Annotated in this window: 18 protein-coding genes; 7 read left to right on the top strand and 11 right to left on the bottom strand. The window is 70.8% G+C overall.

The window, feature by feature from the left end; all coding sequences use genetic code 11:
- Positions 1 to 16: 16 nt before the first annotated feature.
- Positions 17 to 886 (bottom strand): NAD-dependent epimerase/dehydratase family protein, encoded by an 870-nt coding sequence (locus tag QRN19_RS17055; RefSeq protein ID WP_285028370.1) that lies wholly within the window; start codon positions 884 to 886, stop codon positions 17 to 19.
- Positions 887 to 925: 39 nt separating this feature from the next.
- On the opposite strand from QRN19_RS17055, the gene QRN19_RS17060 reads away from it, so the two are divergent.
- Entirely contained in the window at positions 926 to 1,534 is a 609-nt protein-coding gene (locus QRN19_RS17060) for a DNA alkylation repair protein (protein ID WP_285028372.1), read from the top strand.
- Positions 1,535 to 1,673: 139 nt separating this feature from the next.
- Here QRN19_RS17060 and QRN19_RS17065 read toward each other — a convergent pair whose 3' ends face one another.
- The 3 genes from QRN19_RS17065 to QRN19_RS17075 all read right to left on the bottom strand — a co-directional run bounded on the left by QRN19_RS17065 (position 1,674) and on the right by QRN19_RS17075 (position 5,313).
- The gene (locus tag QRN19_RS17065) at positions 1,674 to 3,116 is read right to left on the bottom strand and encodes an L-fucose/L-arabinose isomerase family protein (protein ID WP_285028374.1); all 1,443 of its coding nucleotides are present in this window, start codon (positions 3,114 to 3,116) and stop codon (positions 1,674 to 1,676) included.
- A gap of 102 nt (positions 3,117 to 3,218) precedes the next feature.
- Positions 3,219 to 4,253, bottom strand: coding sequence for a LacI family DNA-binding transcriptional regulator (locus QRN19_RS17070; RefSeq protein ID WP_285028375.1), 1,035 nt, complete (start codon positions 4,251 to 4,253; stop codon positions 3,219 to 3,221).
- Between the two features lie 130 nt (positions 4,254 to 4,383).
- Positions 4,384 to 5,313, bottom strand: a complete 930-nt coding sequence (locus tag QRN19_RS17075; protein WP_285028376.1) for an aldo/keto reductase — start codon at positions 5,311 to 5,313, stop codon at positions 4,384 to 4,386.
- 48 nt (positions 5,314 to 5,361) lie between these two features.
- Between QRN19_RS17075 and QRN19_RS17080 the strand changes: the two genes are divergently transcribed.
- Positions 5,362 to 5,811: a PLD nuclease N-terminal domain-containing protein gene (locus QRN19_RS17080; protein ID WP_285028378.1), complete on the top strand. Its 450-nt coding sequence runs from the start codon at positions 5,362 to 5,364 to the stop codon at positions 5,809 to 5,811.
- Between the two features lie 105 nt (positions 5,812 to 5,916).
- Here the strand turns inward: QRN19_RS17080 and rhaS are convergent, their stop codons facing one another.
- The 4 genes from rhaS to QRN19_RS17100 all read right to left on the bottom strand — a co-directional run bounded on the left by rhaS (position 5,917) and on the right by QRN19_RS17100 (position 10,744).
- The gene (gene rhaS, locus QRN19_RS17085) at positions 5,917 to 6,978 is read right to left on the bottom strand and encodes a rhamnose ABC transporter substrate-binding protein (RefSeq protein WP_285028379.1); all 1,062 of its coding nucleotides are present in this window, start codon (positions 6,976 to 6,978) and stop codon (positions 5,917 to 5,919) included.
- Between the two features lie 70 nt (positions 6,979 to 7,048).
- Positions 7,049 to 8,149, bottom strand: a complete 1,101-nt coding sequence (locus QRN19_RS17090) for an ABC transporter permease (RefSeq protein WP_285028380.1) — start codon at positions 8,147 to 8,149, stop codon at positions 7,049 to 7,051.
- The gene (locus QRN19_RS17095) at positions 8,142 to 9,194 is read right to left on the bottom strand and encodes an ABC transporter permease (RefSeq protein ID WP_285028382.1); all 1,053 of its coding nucleotides are present in this window, start codon (positions 9,192 to 9,194) and stop codon (positions 8,142 to 8,144) included. The genes QRN19_RS17090 and QRN19_RS17095 overlap by 8 nt, the downstream gene beginning before the upstream one ends.
- Positions 9,191 to 10,744, bottom strand: a complete 1,554-nt coding sequence (locus QRN19_RS17100) for a sugar ABC transporter ATP-binding protein (protein WP_285028383.1) — start codon at positions 10,742 to 10,744, stop codon at positions 9,191 to 9,193. Before QRN19_RS17100 ends, QRN19_RS17095 begins: the two co-directional genes overlap by 4 nt.
- Positions 10,745 to 10,941: 197 nt before the next feature.
- On the opposite strand from QRN19_RS17100, the gene QRN19_RS17105 reads away from it, so the two are divergent.
- The 3 genes from QRN19_RS17105 to QRN19_RS17115 all read left to right on the top strand — a co-directional run bounded on the left by QRN19_RS17105 (position 10,942) and on the right by QRN19_RS17115 (position 14,392).
- Positions 10,942 to 11,646, top strand: coding sequence for a response regulator transcription factor (locus QRN19_RS17105; RefSeq protein ID WP_285028385.1), 705 nt, complete (start codon positions 10,942 to 10,944; stop codon positions 11,644 to 11,646).
- A 4-nt stretch (positions 11,647 to 11,650) separates the two neighbouring features.
- A complete protein-coding gene (locus tag QRN19_RS17110) occupies positions 11,651 to 13,084 on the top strand; it encodes a sensor histidine kinase (protein ID WP_285028386.1) in 1,434 nt (477 codons plus the stop codon).
- A gap of 276 nt (positions 13,085 to 13,360) precedes the next feature.
- Positions 13,361 to 14,392, top strand: a complete 1,032-nt coding sequence (locus tag QRN19_RS17115; RefSeq protein WP_285028387.1) for a LacI family DNA-binding transcriptional regulator — start codon at positions 13,361 to 13,363, stop codon at positions 14,390 to 14,392.
- A gap of 18 nt (positions 14,393 to 14,410) precedes the next feature.
- On the opposite strand, the gene QRN19_RS17120 is transcribed toward QRN19_RS17115, so the two are convergent.
- Entirely contained in the window at positions 14,411 to 14,842 is a 432-nt protein-coding gene (locus QRN19_RS17120; protein WP_285028388.1) for a type II toxin-antitoxin system VapC family toxin, read from the bottom strand.
- Complete coding sequence (locus tag QRN19_RS17125) at positions 14,839 to 15,165, bottom strand: FitA-like ribbon-helix-helix domain-containing protein (RefSeq protein WP_285028389.1); 327 nt, start codon at positions 15,163 to 15,165, stop codon at positions 14,839 to 14,841. Before QRN19_RS17125 ends, QRN19_RS17120 begins: the two co-directional genes overlap by 4 nt.
- A gap of 262 nt (positions 15,166 to 15,427) precedes the next feature.
- Here QRN19_RS17125 and QRN19_RS17130 point away from each other — a divergent pair, with 262 nt between their 5' ends.
- Together QRN19_RS17130 and QRN19_RS17135 are read left to right on the top strand one after the other, a co-directional pair.
- Entirely contained in the window at positions 15,428 to 16,357 is a 930-nt protein-coding gene (locus QRN19_RS17130; protein ID WP_285028390.1) for a C40 family peptidase, read from the top strand.
- Between the two features lie 93 nt (positions 16,358 to 16,450).
- Positions 16,451 to 17,797: a carboxylesterase family protein gene (locus tag QRN19_RS17135; protein ID WP_285028391.1), complete on the top strand. Its 1,347-nt coding sequence runs from the start codon at positions 16,451 to 16,453 to the stop codon at positions 17,795 to 17,797.
- Here QRN19_RS17135 and QRN19_RS17140 read toward each other — a convergent pair.
- Positions 17,781 to 18,380 (bottom strand): TetR/AcrR family transcriptional regulator, encoded by a 600-nt coding sequence (locus QRN19_RS17140; protein ID WP_285028393.1) that lies wholly within the window; start codon positions 18,378 to 18,380, stop codon positions 17,781 to 17,783. The genes QRN19_RS17135 and QRN19_RS17140 overlap by 17 nt on opposite strands.
- Positions 18,381 to 18,421: the final 41 nt, after the last annotated feature.

An 18,421-nucleotide genomic window follows, 5' to 3' on the forward strand; every position in this document is an offset into this window, starting at 1 on the left:
CGCTCTGGTCGTCCGATCAGGGGAGCTGCGCCGAGTAGCCCTCGCGGTAGGTGGGGTAGCGGTAGGTGAATCCGGTGTCGCGGAGGGCGGCTGCCGTGATGCGCTTGCCGCGGTGCGGCTCTTCCGGGGTGCGACCGGCGTCGTCGAGCGTCGGGGGAACGACGCCCAGTCGATCGGCGAGGAAATCGGCGACCGTCGACAGCAGGACCGGCTCCTCGTCGATGCCCGCCACGACCGGCGGGAGCGATGCCGCCGGCAGGTCGAGCAGGTGCACGATCACGGCAGCGGCGTCGTCACGGTGGATGCGGTTGGTCCAGCCGGAGGGCCGGGTGACACGGCCGTCGCGGACCTGGTCGACGAACATCGTGGCCGTCGGACCGTACAGGCCGCCGAACCGGATGGCGCTCGCCTCGGGCACGGCGGTGAGGACGGCCTCCTCGGCAGCGAGCAGCGCGCGCGCGGTGCCGGTGGTCGGGACGGCCGGTGTGGTGTCGTCGATCGTCTCCCCACCGTCCTCGCCCCATACCGCGGTCGACGAGACGAACAGGATGCGGGGTGGGGTGCCGGGGAGTGCGGCTACGGCAGCGAGGAGGTGCCCGATACCGTCGCGGTAGAGGGCGTCATAGGCCTCGACCGAGCGCGCTTGCGGCGCAAGGGCCACCACGATGGCGGTCGTGTCCGCAGGAAGGTCGGGGGCGGAGGCGGTGAGGTCGCGGAGCTGGAGGGTGAAGCGCCCCTCGGCCGGCTCCGGGGCCGAGGGGCGCTCGGGGGCCGGGGTCGGCTCGGGTGCCGTGCGCTTCACGCCGACGACGTCCTCACCACGGGCGAGGAGCCTCCCGGCGACGTCCGAGCCGAGCTGTCCGAGTCCCACGATCACGACGGTCATCGCTCCACCGTACCCGGCGTCAGGGGTGAGAATGGTGGGATGAGTGCTGCGGGGGAGTTCGTCGACGCGGCGCTCCAATACGAGGGCGACGGCTACCGCGCAGCGGACGTCGCCGAGCGGCTCGGCGGCGGGCTCCGGTCCTACGGCTCCTCGGTCGGTGCCGTGCGCGGCACGGTGCGGGACGCCCTCCGGAAGTTCCGCGGGCTGGAGCACGACGAGTTGACGGCCCTCGCCTCGGAGCTGTGGGCCGAGCCGGTCTTCGAGCGCCGACTGGCGGCGGTCGTTTTGCTGCAGTCGAGCGTGCCGGTGCTCAAGCACACCGATCTGACACGGATCGAGGGCTTCGTCCGCGCCGGCCGGGTGCCCGAGCTCGCCGACCCGCTGGCCACCGACGTCATCGGACCGCTCCTGGAACGCCTCGACGGGACGGCCCGGACCAAAGCCGAGACCGTCCTCGACCGCTGGATGCAGGACGAGCCCTGGTTGCGACGTGCGGCACTGCTCGCCCCGATCCGCGAACTCGGTGCGGGTGACGGCGACGTCGATCGCGCCACCCGTCGCCTGGCCGTGGCCCTGGACGGGTTGCAGCGCCCGGCACCCATCGCCGTGGTCGAGCCCGCGGTGGAGCGTCTTCGCGCCGTGCTCTGATCCGTCCTGTCGTGCGCGCCCTTCGACAGGCTCAGGGACCGGGTTCGGCTGAGGGGCCGGGGTTGGCCGAGGGGCCGGGTTCGGCTCAGGGACCGGGTTCGGCTGAGGGGCCGGGTTCGGCTGAGGGGCCGACGGTGCCTCACACCTGGCGGAAGTCGATCCCCAGCAGGCTCGCCGCCGCCCGGTAGTCCGCCGCCCGGTGCCCGAGCGACAGCGACCAGTGGTGACCGATGCCGGTCGCGCTCCACTCGTCGACCCAGACGCCCGGGTCGCGCCCGAAGTCGACACGGCTCGTCGTGTTGCCGATCGCGAGCAGCGGGCCGGGGACGACCTCGCCCTCCGACGCGACGAAGGCGAGCGAGCCGTCGCGGTCCTGCCCCAACCCGAGCAGCGTGACGGGCCCGTGCCGCACGTCGAACTCGACGCTCACACCCCAGCCGCGTTTGCCGTGGTAGACCCCGAGGCCACGCAGGAGTGGATCGCGGGAGCTGATGGCGAGGTGCGCCGGTCCGTCGTGCCCCATCTCGACGACCTCGTCCACGAAGTCCAAGGCCTGGATCTCGCAGAACGACCCACCGGCGCCGATGACCTGGGTCGCGAGCTGCGCGACAGTCGTGCGCAGCTCGTACTCGCCGGTCGTGGGGATGCCGCGAGCGGTGAGGAGGGACGCGCCGAGGATCATCCCGGCACCGAGCCGCTCGTGCTGTTCGCCGTCGCGACCGCGGTGGTAGTAGGCGAGGCTGTCGAGCGCGAACTCGTCGACGAGCCGGTCGAGCCCGACCGACACCTTCGCTCCCCACGCGAAGTCGTCCTCGACCACCGTGTCGTCGAGGGTGAAGATCTCCCGGGCGACAGCCATGCGGTCGACGACCTCGGCATCGGTCACCTCGTCGACGAGCACGCGGAGGTCGTCGAACTCGACGACCTCGACGTGCGAGCCGAACGTCGCCGGCAGCAGCGTGAGGTCGGTGGAGACGTCGAGCATGCCGGGGTAGACGTGCCCCATGAGGCCATGGCGGGCGTGACGGAGGGCAGCGCGGACGTGCGCCGCCCGGATCCACTGCGAGATGCGGTCCCACGCCGATTCCTGACGCAGCCACCCCGACACCGAGCGGAACGGGATGCCTGCCCGACGGAAGACGTTGCCGACCTCGGGTACCGGGCACTGCCCGCAGTAGGCGAGCCACGCGCCGGTGTCGAAGCTCGTGTGGTCCATCCGCTCGGTGGGCTGCAGGTCGATGACGAGGACCGGGGTGTTCGCGCGCTGGGCGATCGGCAGGACCATCGAGGAGGTGAGGTAGGTGGTGAGGAACAGGACGATGAGGTCGCAGTCTCCCTGTCGAAGCCGCTCCGCCGCGGCGTCGCCCTCCTGTGCGTCCGAGATGAAGCCGACGTCGACGACCTCGGCGTCCATCTGCTGGAAGCGGCCCGAGACGTACCGGGCCGACGCCTGGAGCTGAGGGAGCAGCTCCGGGAACTGCGGCCAGTAGGTGCCGAGGCCGCCGGCGACGAGGCCGATGCGGGGCTTCCGTCGTGCCTTCGGGGTGAGGAGCGGGTGGGCGGCTGCTGCGGTGTGGGTCATCGTCGATCCTTGGGTGAGTGCGGGGCATGGGATTATTTAATCGATTAAATCCTGATGACGACTGTACCCGGGCATCACCCCCGCGTCCAGCCTCGCCGCCGCTCAGGCGGGCAGGGGAGCGGACTCGCGGACGACGAGATGCGGCTCGAGCGTCCGCGTCACGTGCTCGTGCGACGCGCGGTCGGTGCCCAGCTCGGCGAGGAGGATCTCGACGGCCATGCGCCCGAGTTCGTCCTTCGGCTGCTCGACCGTCGTGAGCGGCACCCGCCCGTCGGCCGCGAGCGCGAGATCACCGTAGCCGACCACGGATACCTCGTCGGGCACCGCGAGACCGCCGTCGTTCAGCCCCCTGATGACGCCGAGCGCGAGCTGGTCGTTCGTGCAGAACACGCCGGTCGGACGCGGTGTCTGCGCCGCGATCCGACGACCAGCGATGCGCCCCGCGTCGACGGTCATCTCATCCACGGTGACCTCGCGGAGGTCGTCGGGGTCGAGCCCGGCCGCGATGAACGCGTTCCGGGCACCCTCGCGTCGGTCGGCGCACTGCGGGATCGCCAGGTCGCCGTTCACGAGCACGATCGACCCGTCGGACGCCGGGGTGGGACCGGCGAGCAGGTGGGCGACCGCCAGCTCCCCGCCGTGCACGTCGTCGATCGCGACGGAGCAGCCGGTGCCCTCGGGGGCGGTTCGGTCCATGAGCACGAGGCGGCTGCCGACCCGTCGCAGCTGGGCCAGTCGGGAGGCGTCGGCGGTCAATGGAGCGACGAGTGCGCCGGCAGCCCGGTGCTCGGCGAGCATCTCGAAGTGCCGGAGTTCGAGGTCCGGGTCGTCGTGGCTCACGCAGAGCGCGACCGTGTAGCCGTGTCCGGCCGCGGCCTCGGTGACCCCGCGGGCGATCGCCGAGTAGAACGGGTTCGCGATGTCGGGGATGACGAGGCCGATGAGCCGGTTCGTGCCCTGCCGCAGGGTGGCGGCGGCGCGGTTGGGGACGAAGTCGAGTTCCTCGATCGCGGCGAGCACGCGCTCGCGCGTTGCGGGGGCGACGATCTCGGGGCGGTTGAGCGTGTTGGAGACGGTCGCGTTCGAGACGCCGGCGAGTCTGGCGACGGCGGCGAACCCGATGTCGTGCTTCGCCATGCTGCCCTCCGTATTCCTCTCCGAGCGTACCGGCGCGACCCTCGTCCCGTTCTCAGGACTCCTTCGGTGTGGTGGGGCGATCTCCACCCGACACGCCGCGGAAGTCCTGAGAACGGTCCGGATGCGACCGCTACGGGAGGGTGTGGCCCGCGGCGGTGAAGAGGCGGTACCACTCCTCACGCGACAGGGACACGTCGGAACCTGCGGCCGCTTCCTCGACGCGCGACGGCTTGGTGGTGCCGAGCACGACCTGGATGTTCGCGGGGTGCCGGGTGATCCACGCGGTCGCGATGCCGGACGGCGTCACGCCGTGCGCGGCCGCGAGCTCGTCGAGCACGTCGTTCAGCTCCGCGTAGTGCTCGCGGTCACCGATGAAGACACCCGTGAAGAAGCCGGCCTGGAACGGCGACCACGCCTGCAGGGTCATGCCGGTCAGGCGGCTGTAGTCGAGCATCCCGTTGTCGCGGTCGATCGACTGGTCGAGGCCGGCCATGTTCGCGGCGACGCCCGACGCGATGATCGGGGCGTGGGTGATGCTCAGCTGCACCTGGTTGACGATGAGCGGCTGCTCGACGGAGCCCTTCAACAGCTCGACCTGCGCCGGCGTGTGGTTGGAGACGCCGAAGTTCCGGACCTTGCCCGAAGCCTGCAGGGCGTCGAACGCCGACGCGACCTCTTCCGGCTCGACGAGGCTGTCGGGGCGGTGGAGGAGCAGGAGGTCGAGGTAGTCCGTCTTGAGGGCGGCGAGCGACTCGTCGACGGTGCGGAGGATGTGCTCCTCCGAGAAGTCGAAGAAGCCCTTCCGGATGCCGACCTTCGACTGGATGAGCACCTGCTCGCGCTCGGCGGCGGTGAGGGTGACGGCGTCGCCGAAGCGACGCTCGCACCCGTGACGCTCCGAGCCGTAGATGTCGGCGTGGTCGAACACGGTGACGCCGGCGTCGCGTGCGGTGTGGAACAGGGCGCGGATGGCCTCGTCGTCGAGGTCCTCGATCCGCATGAGGCCGAGGACGATGCTGGACGCGGTCAGGTCGGTCTGGGGCAGGGGGATGGTCTTCATGCGACCATCCTGGCCGAATCCACCGGTGGTCTGCCTAGGATTGACGACATGTTCGTGTTGTCGTTGCTGCTCATCGTCCTCACGATCATCGCGCTCATCGACGTGGTGGGTCAGCCCGAGCCCGTCGTGCGCAACCTGCCCAAGATCGTGTGGGTGCTGCTCATCGTCTTCATCCCGCTCATCGGCGTCGCCCTGTGGTTCCTGCTCGGCAAGGACTGGTCGACGAGCCGGATCAAGCTCCCCGAACGCCGTGGCCGGAAGCAGTCGCGGACGTCCGGTTCGTGGGGCCCTGGTCGCGGTCCCTCGTCGACCGCGACGCCCTCGCCGTCGCAGCCCGACCGTGCCGTCAGCAGCACGGAGGAACAGCTCGCGGCCCTCGAGCGCGAGATCCAGGCCGCCGAGGACGCCGAGCGTATCCGCAAGCTCGAGCTGGAGATGAAGCGCGACGACGGCCTCGGCACCGACGACGGTCCCCGCCTCGGCACGGATCGCTCCTGACCACACCCCGGCCGTCGTTCGCAATTCAGGACGCGAACGGCGCGTCGCTCCCGGAACCGAGATTCCGAGAGCGACGCGCCGAGGCGGTCCTGAATTGTGAACGGGTCAGAAGTCGTACTTGTCGATGTTCGACGCGTCGAAGGTGGTCGGCGGGCCGACGATGACGGTGCCGTCGGCGCCGACCTCGCGCTCACCGAGGTCGCCGGCCTCGAAGGTGTCGCCCTCCTTGCCGGTGATCGTGCCCTCGGCGAGTGCCTTGCCGGCGAACGCGGCGACGTAGCCGAGCTGAGCCGGGTCCCACAGCGCGAACGCGGTGACGGTGCCGTCCTTCACGAACGGACGCATCTCGTTCGGGAGGCCGAGGCCGGTCAGCGCGACCTTGCCCTTGTACTCCGAGGTGGAGAGGTAGCGGGCGGTCGCGGCGATGCCGACCGTCGTGGGCGAGATGATGCCCTTGAGGTTCGGGTGCGCCTGGAGCAGACCCTGGGCCTCCTGGAACGACTTCGTGTCGTCGTCGTCGCCGTAGACCTTCGCGACGAGCTTGATGTCCTTGTAGTCGGGGTTGGAGGCGAGCTCCTCCTCCATGTACGCGATCCACTCGTTTTGGTTCGTCGCGTTGGCCGTGGCCGAGAGGATCGCGATCTCGCCCGAGCCACCGATCTGCTCGGAGATGAGCTTCGTCTGGATTAGGGCGACGTCCTTGGCGACGACCTGGGAGATGAAGACGTCGCGGCAGTCCTTGCTGGTGTCGGAGTCGAAGGCGACGATCTTCGCGCCGCCGTCACGGGCCTCCTTGAGGGCGGGGCAGACGGCGTCGGGGTCGTTCGCCGCGATGACGATGACGTTCGTGCCGGCCTGGGTCTCGGCGTTGATGAACGACACCTGGCTGGACGCGCTCGCCTCGAGCGGGCCGACGACCTCGGTGGCGCTGAAGCCGGCCGCCTTCGCGCCGTCCTTGCCGCCGCCGAGCACGACGTCCGTGTACGGGTTGTTGAGCTGCTTGGGGATGAAGGTGATGCTCTCCGCGGCTCCGCCTCCACCACCTGATCCCGCGGAGTCGCCGGTGGCGCACCCCGTCGCGATGAGTGCGAGGGAGGCTGCTGCGGCGATGAGGGCCGCTGCGCGACGGGCCGAACGGCCTGCTGCGCGGTTTCGAATCGACTGCATTGTCTGTTCCTTTCTGGATACGCCTGGTGCTGTGGCGTGGGGTGCCCCGAGGGCTGCGCCGATCGGGAGATCAGTGCTGGGGCAGGCTGCGTCGGATCCGTCGGTGGTGGTTCCACTGCTTGACGGATTCGAAGATACTGGGGCCGACCACCGAGGCGATCAGCAGGGTCCCGGTCACGATGATGAGGACGACGTCGGAGACGCGGCCGAGTCGGAGCGCGTAGTTGATGGTGCCGATGAGCAGCACACCCGCGACGACACCCGGGATGGACCCCTTGCCGCCGAAGATCGAGACGCCGCCGAGGAGCACGGCCGCGATGACGGCGAGTTCGAGCCCGGAGGCGTTGTCGCTGCGGGCGCTCGAGTAGCGGAGCGTCCAGAACACCCCCGCGAGGGCCGAGACACCGCCGGTCGCGACGTAGAGCCAGAACTTCGACCGCGCGACCTTGATGCCGACGAAGCTCGCGGCCTCCGTGCTGTACCCGAGCGCGTAGAGCCCGCGGCCGAAGGGGGTCAGGTGCAGGATGACCCCGAAGGCGAGCACGACGACGAGGACCCCGACCATGACCACGGGGATGCCGGTCGAGCCGATCTTCGACGTGAAGAACGCGGTGAGCTCGGGCGGGAAGTTCGCGACCGCGTTGTCGCCGATGACGACGAGCGCGAGGCCGCGGAACAGTGCGAGCGTGCCGATCGTCACCGCGAGGGACGGGAGTCCGACCACGGCGATGAGGAAGCCGTTGAACGCGCCGGCGACGACTCCGACGAGCAGCCCGATGAGGAGGACGACGCCGATGTCCATCCCGCCGCCGGCCCACAGCACACCGATGACGGCGCTCGTGAGGCCCGCGGTGCTCGCGACGGACAGGTCGATCTCGCCGGTGATGATGACGAGCGTCATCGGCATCGCGATGAGGAGGATCGGGATGACGTCGAGGAGGAGGAAGCCGACCGTGACGGCGGAGGCGAACCGCGGGATGAGCAGGCAGGCGCCGATGACGACGACGAGGAGCGCGTAGATCATGATCGCGTCGCGGCCGAGCAGGATGCGCGAGGCGCCGGTGCGGCCCTTCGGTTCGGCCACGAGCACGCCGGTGGTGTCGGTGCCGAGCGGGCCGGAGCCCTTGGTGAACGGAGCCTTCGGGGCTGCCGGGGTCTTCAGATCAGACATCGCGTGCCTCGCTCATTCGCAGTTTCTTGGCCGTACGGAGGCTGGCGACGCGGTCGATGATGATCGCGGCCAGGATGAGGATGCCCACGATCGCCTGCTGCCAGAACTTGTCGACGCGCAGGGCGGTGAGGGCGCTCGTGATGGTGGTGAGGAGGATCGCGCCGATCGCGGCACCGGCGACGGAGCCGCTGCCGCCGAAGATCGCGACACCGCCGACGACGGCCGCCGCGACGACGTCGAGCTCCATGCCCGACCCGGTGGTAGCGCCGACCGAGTTGAAGCGGGAGGCGTAGAGCACGCCGGCGAGCCCGGCGAGCAGCCCGTTCGCCAGGAAGGCGAGGAAGACGCGGCGGCCGACCGGGATGCCGAACAGCTTCGCGGCGTCGGGGTCCGACCCGATCGCGTAGAGGTCGCGGCCGGAGCGGGCGCCGGCCATGTAGACGGCGACGACGACCACGACGAGGATCGCGATGAGGGTGATGACCGGGAAGCCGAGGACGGTGTCGACGGACAGGTTCCCGAACGCGTCGGGTCGGTCGTCGGCGAAGTACTGCGTGCCACCGGCCCACGCGTTGTTCAGGCCTCGGTAGATGTAGAGCGTGCCAAGGGTGATGACGAGGGCGGGGACCTTCGCGATCGTGACGAGCGCACCGTTGATCGCACCGAGCACCGCACCGAGCAGCATCGCGATGGCGAACACCGCGATGATCGGCAGCTGCGGCATCGTCGCGAACATCGTGCCGGTCGCGAAGGCGACGAGCCCCAGGATCGAGCCGACGGACAGGTCGACGTTGCGGGTGATGATGACGAGCGCCTGACCGACGGCGAGGATGATCATGATCGTCGCGTTGAGGAGGAGGTCCTTCACCCCCTGTGCGGACAGGAACAGCGGGTTCGCGAGGTAGGTGACGAGTACGAGGACGACGAGCGCGATGGTGACCGGGAGTTCCCGGAGTCGCACGATCGACGCGATCGGGTTGGTCGTGCGCTCGGTCGCGATGGTGACGGGGCCGCCGCCGCCCGGCTTCGTGGTGGTGTCGGTCATCGTGCGCCTTCCAGGGAACCGGTGGCCGCGTGCATCACGGTCTCCGGGGTCGCTTCTTCGCGGGTGAGCTCGGCGGTGATCCGGCCCTCGTGCATGACGAGGACGCGGTCGGCCATGCCGAGGACCTCGGGCAGTTCGGAGGAGATCATGAGGATCGCGATGCCGCGGCCGGCGAGTTCGGAGATGAGGCGGTGGACTTCGCTCTTCGTGCCGACGTCGATGCCGCGGGTGGGCTCGTCGACGATGAGGAAGGTCGGCTCGGTGGCGAGCCACTTCGCGAGGACGACCTTCTGCTGGTTGCCGCCGGAGAGGGTGGAGACCGCGTACTCCTGGGAGCCGGTCTTCACCTGGAGGCGGGCCGACCACTCCTCGGCCGCCTCGCGTTCGCGGCGGCCGGAGATGATCCCGAACCGCGCGAGCCGGTGGCGGAGGGTGAGGGTCGCGTTGCGGGCGACCGACAGGTCCATCACGAGCCCCTGCTTGCGGCGGTCCTCGGGGACGAAGCCCATGCCGGCGTCGATCGCGGCCTGCGGGTCGCCGGCCTTCACCGGCTCGCCGTCGAGCGTGACGCGTCCGGTGTCGTAGGGGTCGATGCCGAAGACGGCGCGGGCGACCTCGGTGCGCCCGGCACCGACGAGTCCCGCGAGGGCGACGATCTCGCCCGAGCGCACCGTGAACGAGATGTCGGAGAAGACGCCGGCGCGCGACAGCCCGTCGACGGCGAGGACCGCGTCGCCGACCTCCGCGTCCTGCTTGGGGAAGAGGGCGGCGATGTCGCGGCCGACCATCTGCCGGACGATCGCGTCGACCGAGGTCTCGCTCGTGACGTGCGTGGCGATGTAGCGGCCGTCGCGCATGACCGTGATGCGGTCGCACAGCGCGAAGACCTCCTCGAAGCGGTGGGAGATGAACATGATGCCGGCGCCCGCGTCGCGCAGGGAGCGGGCGACCTGGAAGAGGCGGTCGACCTCGACGCCGGAGAGCGCGGCGGTCGGTTCGTCCATGATGAGGACCTTGGCGTCGAGCGAGATGGCCTTCGCGATCTCGATGATCTGCTGGTCGGCGATCGACAGGCCCTCGGCGACGCGGTCGGGGTCGATCTGGACGCCGAGGCGGTCGAACAGGGCGCGGGCGGCTTTCCGCATGGCGCCCGTGCTGATGAGCCCCAGGCCGTTCTTCGGCTGGCGGCCGATGAAGATGTTCTCGGCGACGGTGAGGTCGGGGAACAGCGTCGGCTCCTGGTAGATCACGGAGATGCCCGCGGCCTTGCTGTCGGCGACCCCGCGGAAGGCGACGGGCTTCCCTGCGAGGGTGAAGTCGCCGGCATCTGGGGTGTAGAGCCCGGCGAGGATCTTCACGAGCGTGGACTTCCCGGCGCCGTTCTCACCGACGAGCGCGTGGATCTCGCCGGCCTCGATCTGGATGGTGCCGTCGGCCAGGGCGACGACGGGGCCGAAGGTCTTGGCGGCTCCGACGAGGGAGAGCGCCGGCTGGGCGCTGCGCCCGGCGGGCTCGGTGCGCGTCGGCTGCGCTGGATGGTCGATCGTCATTGAGGGTCCGTTCCTCCACGGTGAGGGGCTCGCTCCCGGCGGGATGTGAATCGATTCAGGGTCGGGAGCACCTGCACTGTATGGCCGCCCGATCGCGCGCGGCAAGGCGAAGCGGTCGTTCCTGACAGGACCTTCAGAAACGGCGCCCCGGTCGGCTCGCCTAGGCTGTGGATGCTCGATGGCGAAGGAGGACGACCGTGCGGATCCTCGTCGTCGATGACGAACGCGAGATGGCTGGCCTCATCTCCCGCGGTCTCGGGTCGGACGGCCACGACGTGACGACCGCGTTCGACGGCCCGACCGCGCTGGACCTCGCGCGGCAGGCGGTCGCGGCGGCGTCCGGTGGCGACGCGGGGTTCCAGGTCGCGGTCGTCGACGTCATGCTCCCCGGGCTCTCCGGATTCGCGGTCTGCCGCGAGCTCAAAGGCCTCGACCCGACGCTCGCGGTGATCCTGCTCACGGCACGCGACGCCGTGGACGACCGGGTCCGTGGGCTCGACGCCGGGGCCGACGACTACATGATCAAGCCGTTCGCCTTCGCCGAGCTCGCCGCCCGGATCCGCGCGGTCCGGCGTCGGGACGCGCTCACCGTGCAGCCCCGCTTGGACGTCGGCGGGCTGATGCTCGACCTGCACCGACATCGGGCTCGCGTCGGCGACCACGACGTGCCGCTGAGCGGGACCGAGTTCGACGTCCTCCGGGTGCTCGCGACCGAGCCGGGTGTCGTCGTCTCGCGGGTGGCCATGCTGCGGGAGGTCTGGGAGACCTTCGACAACATCGACCCGAACGTCGTCGACCAGTACATCAGCCGCCTCCGTCGCAAACTCGACCTTGCGGAGGCTGGCGTCCGCATCGTGACGAGCCGCGGTGTGGGGTTCTCGCTCGTCGCCGCAGGGAGCTGAGGGCGTGTCGGCGGACCGTCGTCGGTCGACGCGGCACCACGGCATCCGCACGCGGATCGCCGGGGGCAGTCTGCTCATCGCCGTCGTCGTGTCGCTCGTCGCCGGGCTCGCGATCAACGCCCAGCTGGAGCGCATCGTCCGTGACGGCACCGTCCAGGCGCTCCGCAGCGACGGTGCGCAGTACGTGTTCGCGCTGCAGGCGAGACCCGACGACCCGCTCCAGGGACCCGGCCTCGGCACCCGCATCGCGGTCATCGCCCCCGACGGCTCCATCCCGGTCTTCAGCCTGCCGACGACGCTCGCCGCGCAACTCCCGGCGCTCGCCGCGACGCGGGAGGTCACGACGGTCGACGCCGGCTCCGCCACCTACATCCTGTTGTCACAGCCCGTGACCGTCGGTGGCGACACCTGGTACGTCATCGCCGGACGTGACGAGGCCGAGGAGACGACCGTCCTCGTCCAGATGCGCCTCCTGCTCGTCGGGTCCTTCGCGCTCCTCGTCCTCGGTGTGGCGGCCGGCGGGTGGATCCTGACGACGGTGTCGCTCCGGCCCGTCACCCGGCTCCGGGTGAGTGCGCAGAGCCTCAGCGAACGGTCGACGGACGAGGTGCTGCCGGTCGGCCGCGCGGACGACGAGATCGCCCAGCTCGCGATCACCCTCAACGACCTCATCGAGCGGCTGCGGGCCTCGGCGGACCGCGAACGGCAGCTCGTGTCCGACGCGAGTCACGAGCTCCGGACGCCGCTCGCGATCCTCCGCACCCAGCTCGAACTCGCGCGCCTCGAGGACTCGTCGCGCGAGCAGCTGCTCGCCGACATCGAGGGGGCGGAGCGCAGTGCGACGCGGCTGTCGGCGCTCGTCACCTCACTGCTCGAGCTGTCCCGCATCGAGGCGGCGACGCCGGAGGAGCGGACGAGCGCGGCCAGGCTGGAGGCCGACGTGCTCGAGGCGGTCGAGCGCGCGCGGTTCCGGGTCGCCTCGGACGACGCGCTGGCCGGGATCGAGGTCGAGTACGTGAGTGCGGTCGCCGGGAGCGGGCCGGGGGAGGGCGCGGCGGTGTACGCCGTGCGCGCTGACGATGTCGGTCGGGTCGTCGACAACCTCGCGGGGAACGCGCTGCAGGCCTTCACCGAGCGTGGTGGTGCTCCGCGCCGGGTGTCGGTCATCCTCGACGACGAGGGCGGTCAGCTCACGCTGCGGGTGTCGGACAACGCCGGAGGGCTCGACCCGGCCTTCGAACCGCGGGCGCTCGAGCGGTTCAGCCGGTCGGATGCGACGCGGTCCTCCGGGCACGGTTCCGGTCTCGGGCTCGCGATCGTCGCCGCCATCGCGCGCAACGCGGGTGGGGCGATCGTGCTGCACAACCGTCCCGGCCACGGTCTCGAGGTCGTCGTCACCCTGCCCGCCGCGACGGCCCGACCGGTCGACCTGGCCTGATCGTCGGCCCCTTCTCAGGAGTCGCCCGGCGTGTCGGGGTCGGGCGGGGCCGCCGCGCCGGGGGACTCCTGCGTTGGGGACGGATGCGGGTGGGTGGCCCGTTCTCAGGAGTCGCCCGGCGTGTCGAGGGTCGGGCGGGAACGCCGCGCCCGGGAAGTCCTGAGTTGGGGACGGAGACGACCGGGGCAACCTGCGCGGGCGCGACGAGTCACTGCATGCGACAATGAGCCAGCCCGCCCGGCGTCACCTGGCGAGTCCGACAGGCGAAGGGGAGCCGTGAGCGCGAGCGTGAAGGACGTCGCGGCGAGAGCCGGCGTCTCGGTCGGGACCGTCTCCAACGTGCTGAACCGCCCCGAGAAGGTCTCGCCCGTCACGGTCGAACGCGTCCACGCGGCGATCGACGAGCTCGGCTTCGTGCGGAACGACGCGGCCCGCCAGCTCCGCGCCGGACGCAGTCGCAGCGTCGGCCTCGTCGTGCTCGACGTCGGCAACCCGTTCTTCACCGACGTCGCCCGCGGCGCCGAGGATCGAGCCGATGCGGAAGGGTGGTCGGTCCTGCTCGGCAACAGCGACGAGAGTGTCGACCGCGAGCGCGCCTACCTCGACCTCTTCGAGGAACAGCGGGTCGCCGGCGTGCTCATCACCCCGCTCGGCGACGACCTCACCCGGCTCGGCCGACTGCGCGACCGTGGCACGCCGACGGTCCTCGTCGACCGGCAGACCGACGACACGAGCTTCTCGTCGGTCGCCGTCGACGACGTCGCAGGTGGGCGACTCGCGGTCGAGCACCTCATCGGACTCGGTCGGCGGCGCATCGCGGTCGTGGGTGGGCCGTCGTCGCTCCGGCAGGTCGTCGACCGGCTCGCCGGTGCGCGTCAGGCGGTCGATGCAGCCGCGGCCGGTGGTGCCGAGGTCACCCTCGAGGTCGTGGAGACCACCGCGTTGACGGTCCTGCAGGGCCGTTCCGCGGGCGAGACCATCCGGAACCGCCCTCGCGACGAATGGCCCGACGCGGTGTTCGCGGCCAACGACCTCCTCGCGATGGGGGTCCTGCAGGCGTTCAGCATGCTCGGTTCGGTGCGCGTGCCGGACGACATCGCCCTGATCGGGTACGACGACATCGACTTCGCGTCGGCGGCGGTCGTCCCGCTGTCGTCGATCCGTCAGCCGAGCGCGCTCATCGGTCACACCGCCGTCGAGCTCCTGCTCCGTGAGGCGGACGCGGGCGCTCGACGCGTGCCCGAGCAGATCGTCTTCCAGCCGGAACTCGTCGTCCGGCAGTCGACGGTCGGCGTCGACCCGTCCTGAGGCGGGTGCCGCCCTGCGTCATGCCAGGTGGTCGGGGACCCACGGGTCGATGAGGTGGAGGCCGACACCGGCGAAGGCGCGCGTGTTCCGCGTCGCGAGCGCGGCGCCGGAGGATCTCGCGATGGCCGCGATGACCGCATCCTGAGGTCCGATGGGGTTGCCGGAGCGGCGTCGCGTCGTCATGAGCTCCGCGTAATCGAGCGCGGCTTCCGCAGAGAAGGGGAGGACGCGTCCTGCGAAGTCGGCGTCGAGCACGGTCGCCACGGCCCCGACGAGCGCTGATCGGCGAGCGCCTGCAGGGAGGCGCAGGGCTCCTTCGAGGAGCTCGGCAGTGGTCATCGCGGTGAGGTGGAGGTCGGCCTCGTCCTGCCGGTCGAGCCACCGGGCAACCGTGGGGTCGGGCCGTGGCCTGAACAGTTCGGAGACGACGTTCGTGTCGAGGATGATCACCTCGGGGCCGGGTCGTCCGCGTCGGCGCTCGCGGCATCGTCGAACGGATTCGGTCGGGTGGTCGTGGTGCGGTCGGGCAGTTCGATGACGAGTTCACCGTCGAGGTGGAGGTCGACGAAGCGCTGATGGATACGCTCCGCCAGCCCCGGTCGGCCGCTGTCGGCGGCCGAGGCGGCGCGGAGATCCTCAGCCGTCGTCGTCCTGACGGCCGCGGCGAGGATCGCCCGGATCTCCGCCTCCATCGATCGTCCGTGCAAGGCGCCGAGCTGTTGCAGACCGCGTTTCGTGTCCTCATCGAGATTCCGGACGGTCACCGTGGGCATGTCGCCACCTCTCGTGGGAATGGAGTGCTAGCACGATGCTAGCAAATCGGCGATTCGGGCTTCATCGGTCCTCCACGGGCCACGCCAAGCGGAGGATCCTCTCAGGGACGTCCACGTAGGGTGGCCGTTTCGCCTCCCTCGGATCGGGCAACCGGTCGACCGCGGTCATCGAGGGGCGGCTCTGCCGAGGCGATGCTGCACCCACCGAGCATGAACCGAGCGCGCCCCCGACGCGACCGAGACCCAGGACGGTACCCCGCACATGACCAGCACCACCCCTGCGCGCGCCCTCGAGCGCCGCGACCCGAACACTCCGGCAGTGGCCCCCACGACCCCCGCCCGGACCGGCGGCCGCCACGTGGCCCTCAGCCCGCGAGCCGCCCGTCGCGCGGCTCGACTCGAAGACGCCAGCTGGACCGCCTCCGCCGAGGAGGAGCGACGCCACGTCGACCTCGTGCCCACCAAGCGGCCCTCGGCCCCACGCACCAAGAGCTCCTTCGCGAAGCGCGCCAAGCCATTCGCCACGTTCGGGGTGATGACGCTCGCCACCGGGCTCTTCGTGTCGGTGTCGCTGCCGGCGGCCGCTGCCGGCGTCGACGTCGATGCGGCGACCGGTGGCGCGATTCCCTCTGCGGCGACGATGCAGTCGGTGTCGTACTCCGTGCCGTCGACCGCAGCCGATGTCCCCTTCGTGCGCGACGGCTACGGCGCGACCAGCCAGGAGGAGGTCGACGCCGCTTCGGCAGCCGCTGCAGCTGCCGCAGCCGAGGCGGCCGCGAGTGCATCCGCCGCCTCCTCGTCGTCCGCGTCGGCTTCGGCCGGACGCACGTATGCGGCTCCCGCCGTCGCCCGATCCGGCGAGGCGATCCTCGCCTACGCGGCGCAGTTCGTCGGCGTCGTCCCCTACGGCAACGGCAACGACCCGTCCGACAGCTTCGCCTGCGACGGCTACGTGCAGTACGTCTTCGCGGCGTTCGGTGTGTCCCTGCCTCGCGGCGCCGGTGCGCAGGCCGCGTCGGGCGTGCAGATCTCGGCGTCGGAGGCCGTCGCCGGCGACCTGCTCTACTGGCCGGAAGGTCACATCGCGATCTACGACGGCGCGGGCGGCATGTACGACTCTCCCGACTGGGGACGCTACGTCCAGCACCGTCTGTCGATCTGGGGCGACCCGGTCTACATCCGCATCCCGTAGACGACGGCGCTGAGTCGCCCGGAAGTGTCTGATTTCGCCGTGAAGACGCGCGATTCCGGGCAACTCAGCCGGAGCGACGGATAGCGTGGACAGATGACCGACACTCGCGGCTTCGAGACCTCCCTCGGCACGATCCTCGGTCGGGTCGACGGCGCGGTGGTTCGGGCTCGCGGCATCCCGTACGCCCGCGCGGGGCGCTTCGAGGTGCCGGTGCCGATCGGGCTTCCCGTCGGCACCGACGGCGATCCGGTGCCGTTCCGGGCCTTCGAGCGGGCGCCGGCCTCACCGCAACGCTCCTCGCGGGTGCTCGAGGCCGTCCTCGAGGGTGCTGGCGAGGGGATGGTCGACTCGGAGGACTGCCAGGCGCTCTCGATCACGGTCCCTGCGGACGTGCGTCCGGACGAGTCGCTGCCGGTGATGGTCTGGATCCATGGCGGCGCCTACGTCACGGGCGCCGGCGACCTCGACGTCTACGATCCGATCAACCTGGTCGTCGAGCAGCGGGTCATCGTGGTGTCGGTCACGTACCGGCTCGGGATCCTCGGCTTCCTCGGCGACGGTGAGACGCTCCCGGCGAACCTCGGCCTGCTCGACCTCGTCCTCGCGCTCCGGTGGATCCACGAGCACATCGCTGCGTTCGGCGGCGACCCGGGGGCGGTCACCCTCTTCGGCCAGTCGGCGGGTGGCGATGCGATCGCGCACCTCATGATCAGCGACGGCACCGCGGGGCTCTTCCAGCGCGCCATCGTCCAGAGCGCGCCCCTGGGGATCAGCAGCGGGCGGGCCAAGATGGCGAGCGCGATGATGCGGGCGGCTGGCAGCCCGTCGCGGGACACCCCGGTGGTCGAGTTGCTTGCGCTCGAAGAGCAGGTGGAGCGGGCGGCGCGACGGTTCGGACTGCGCGGCGGCATGGCGTTCGGCACCCAGTACGGTCACGCGCCGCTCCCGGCGGAGGCCGACCGCGACGCCGCCTGGCGGGAGGCCGCGTCGCGCATCGACGTGCTCATCGGCTCGACGACGGAGGAGACCCGGCTGTACGTGCCGCTGATCCCGGTCTTCGCTCGTATGACCTCGGTGCCGATCGTCGGCGACCCGATCCGGCGGGCGCTCGTCGGTGCGACGACGCACCTCACCTACACGCGCGATGCCCGGAGGTTCGTCGAGCGGCATCGCGCATCCGGCGGTCGGGCCACCCGGTACGAGCTCAGTTGGGCGCCGCCCGGCAGTCCCTACGGAGCCTCCCACGTCACCGATCTGCCGCTCCTCCTCGGGACCGAACGGTTGTGGAGCCGGACGGCGCTCATCGGCTCGGCGACGTGGGCCGAGGTCGACCGCCGCGGCCGCTTCCTGCGTCAGATGTGGGCCGACTTCGCGCGTGACGGGGTCCTGGCCGCCGACGCGACCGCGGGCCTGAGTGACGTGGTCACGCTCGACCGCTGAGCGCGGCGCTCTGCTCATCCGACGACTCGTCGACGACCAGTGTCAGGCACGCGCGGGCATGTGCGCGTGCTCCGTTCGGCGTCGGCGCAGCGGCCAGGCCGAGCAGCCTGCGTCGATGCGGTTCGCCGAGGAGCAGGGTGTAGAGCTGCTCCGCCCGCTCGCCGACGTGGCCGGTGAGGAATGCGATCGAGCGGGCCGGGCCGGCGGTGTAGAAGCCGGCGGCGACCTCGGGGAACCGTGGGGATTCCGCGATCACGAGTCGGTGCAGCGCGATCGAGACGTCCGAGTGCAGCGCGATGACCAGCCGGGTCGCCGCGTCCTCGAGGGGCTCCGCCTCGGAGCCCGGCTTGTCGGCTGCGAGGAGGTACCGGTGCTGCCGTTCGACCGCCGCTGTCAGCACGCCGGCGAGATCGCCGAACCACGTGTAGATCGTCCGCTTCGTCACGCCCGCGTCGACGGCGATCCCCTCGATCGTCGTCCCGCCGTATCCGTGCTCGGTGAACCGGCGGATGGCGGCGTCGAGGATCGCGTCGCGCCGATGTTCGCGTTCGGCTGCCGTCGGGCGACCACGTCTCGATTCCATGCCCTAATGATACGGTAACGTCTCATTACATGGAGAGGGTG

It is taken from the genome of Plantibacter sp. ME-Dv--P-122b, assembly GCF_030209375.1.
Lineage (GTDB): Bacteria > Actinomycetota > Actinomycetes > Actinomycetales > Microbacteriaceae > Plantibacter.

What these genes read in the sequence shown, in the direction of transcription:
- QRN19_RS17055 (WP_285028370.1), bottom strand. Translation starts at nt 886, where the DNA reads ATGACCGTCGTGATCGTGGGACTCGGACAGCTCGGCTCGGACGTCGCC.
- QRN19_RS17060 (WP_285028372.1), top strand. Translation starts at nt 926, where the DNA reads ATGAGTGCTGCGGGGGAGTTCGTCGACGCGGCGCTCCAATACGAGGGC.
- QRN19_RS17065 (WP_285028374.1), bottom strand. Translation starts at nt 3,116, where the DNA reads ATGACCCACACCGCAGCAGCCGCCCACCCGCTCCTCACCCCGAAGGCA.
- QRN19_RS17070 (WP_285028375.1), bottom strand. Translation starts at nt 4,253, where the DNA reads ATGGCGAAGCACGACATCGGGTTCGCCGCCGTCGCCAGACTCGCCGGC.
- QRN19_RS17075 (WP_285028376.1), bottom strand. Translation starts at nt 5,313, where the DNA reads ATGAAGACCATCCCCCTGCCCCAGACCGACCTGACCGCGTCCAGCATC.
- QRN19_RS17080 (WP_285028378.1), top strand. Translation starts at nt 5,362, where the DNA reads ATGTTCGTGTTGTCGTTGCTGCTCATCGTCCTCACGATCATCGCGCTC.
- rhaS (WP_285028379.1), bottom strand. Translation starts at nt 6,978, where the DNA reads ATGCAGTCGATTCGAAACCGCGCAGCAGGCCGTTCGGCCCGTCGCGCA.
- QRN19_RS17090 (WP_285028380.1), bottom strand. Translation starts at nt 8,149, where the DNA reads ATGTCTGATCTGAAGACCCCGGCAGCCCCGAAGGCTCCGTTCACCAAG.
- QRN19_RS17095 (WP_285028382.1), bottom strand. Translation starts at nt 9,194, where the DNA reads ATGACCGACACCACCACGAAGCCGGGCGGCGGCGGCCCCGTCACCATC.
- QRN19_RS17100 (WP_285028383.1), bottom strand. Translation starts at nt 10,744, where the DNA reads ATGACGATCGACCATCCAGCGCAGCCGACGCGCACCGAGCCCGCCGGG.
- QRN19_RS17125 (WP_285028389.1), bottom strand. Translation starts at nt 15,165, where the DNA reads ATGCCCACGGTGACCGTCCGGAATCTCGATGAGGACACGAAACGCGGT.
- QRN19_RS17130 (WP_285028390.1), top strand. Translation starts at nt 15,428, where the DNA reads ATGACCAGCACCACCCCTGCGCGCGCCCTCGAGCGCCGCGACCCGAAC.
- QRN19_RS17135 (WP_285028391.1), top strand. Translation starts at nt 16,451, where the DNA reads ATGACCGACACTCGCGGCTTCGAGACCTCCCTCGGCACGATCCTCGGT.
- QRN19_RS17140 (WP_285028393.1), bottom strand. Translation starts at nt 18,380, where the DNA reads ATGGAATCGAGACGTGGTCGCCCGACGGCAGCCGAACGCGAACATCGG.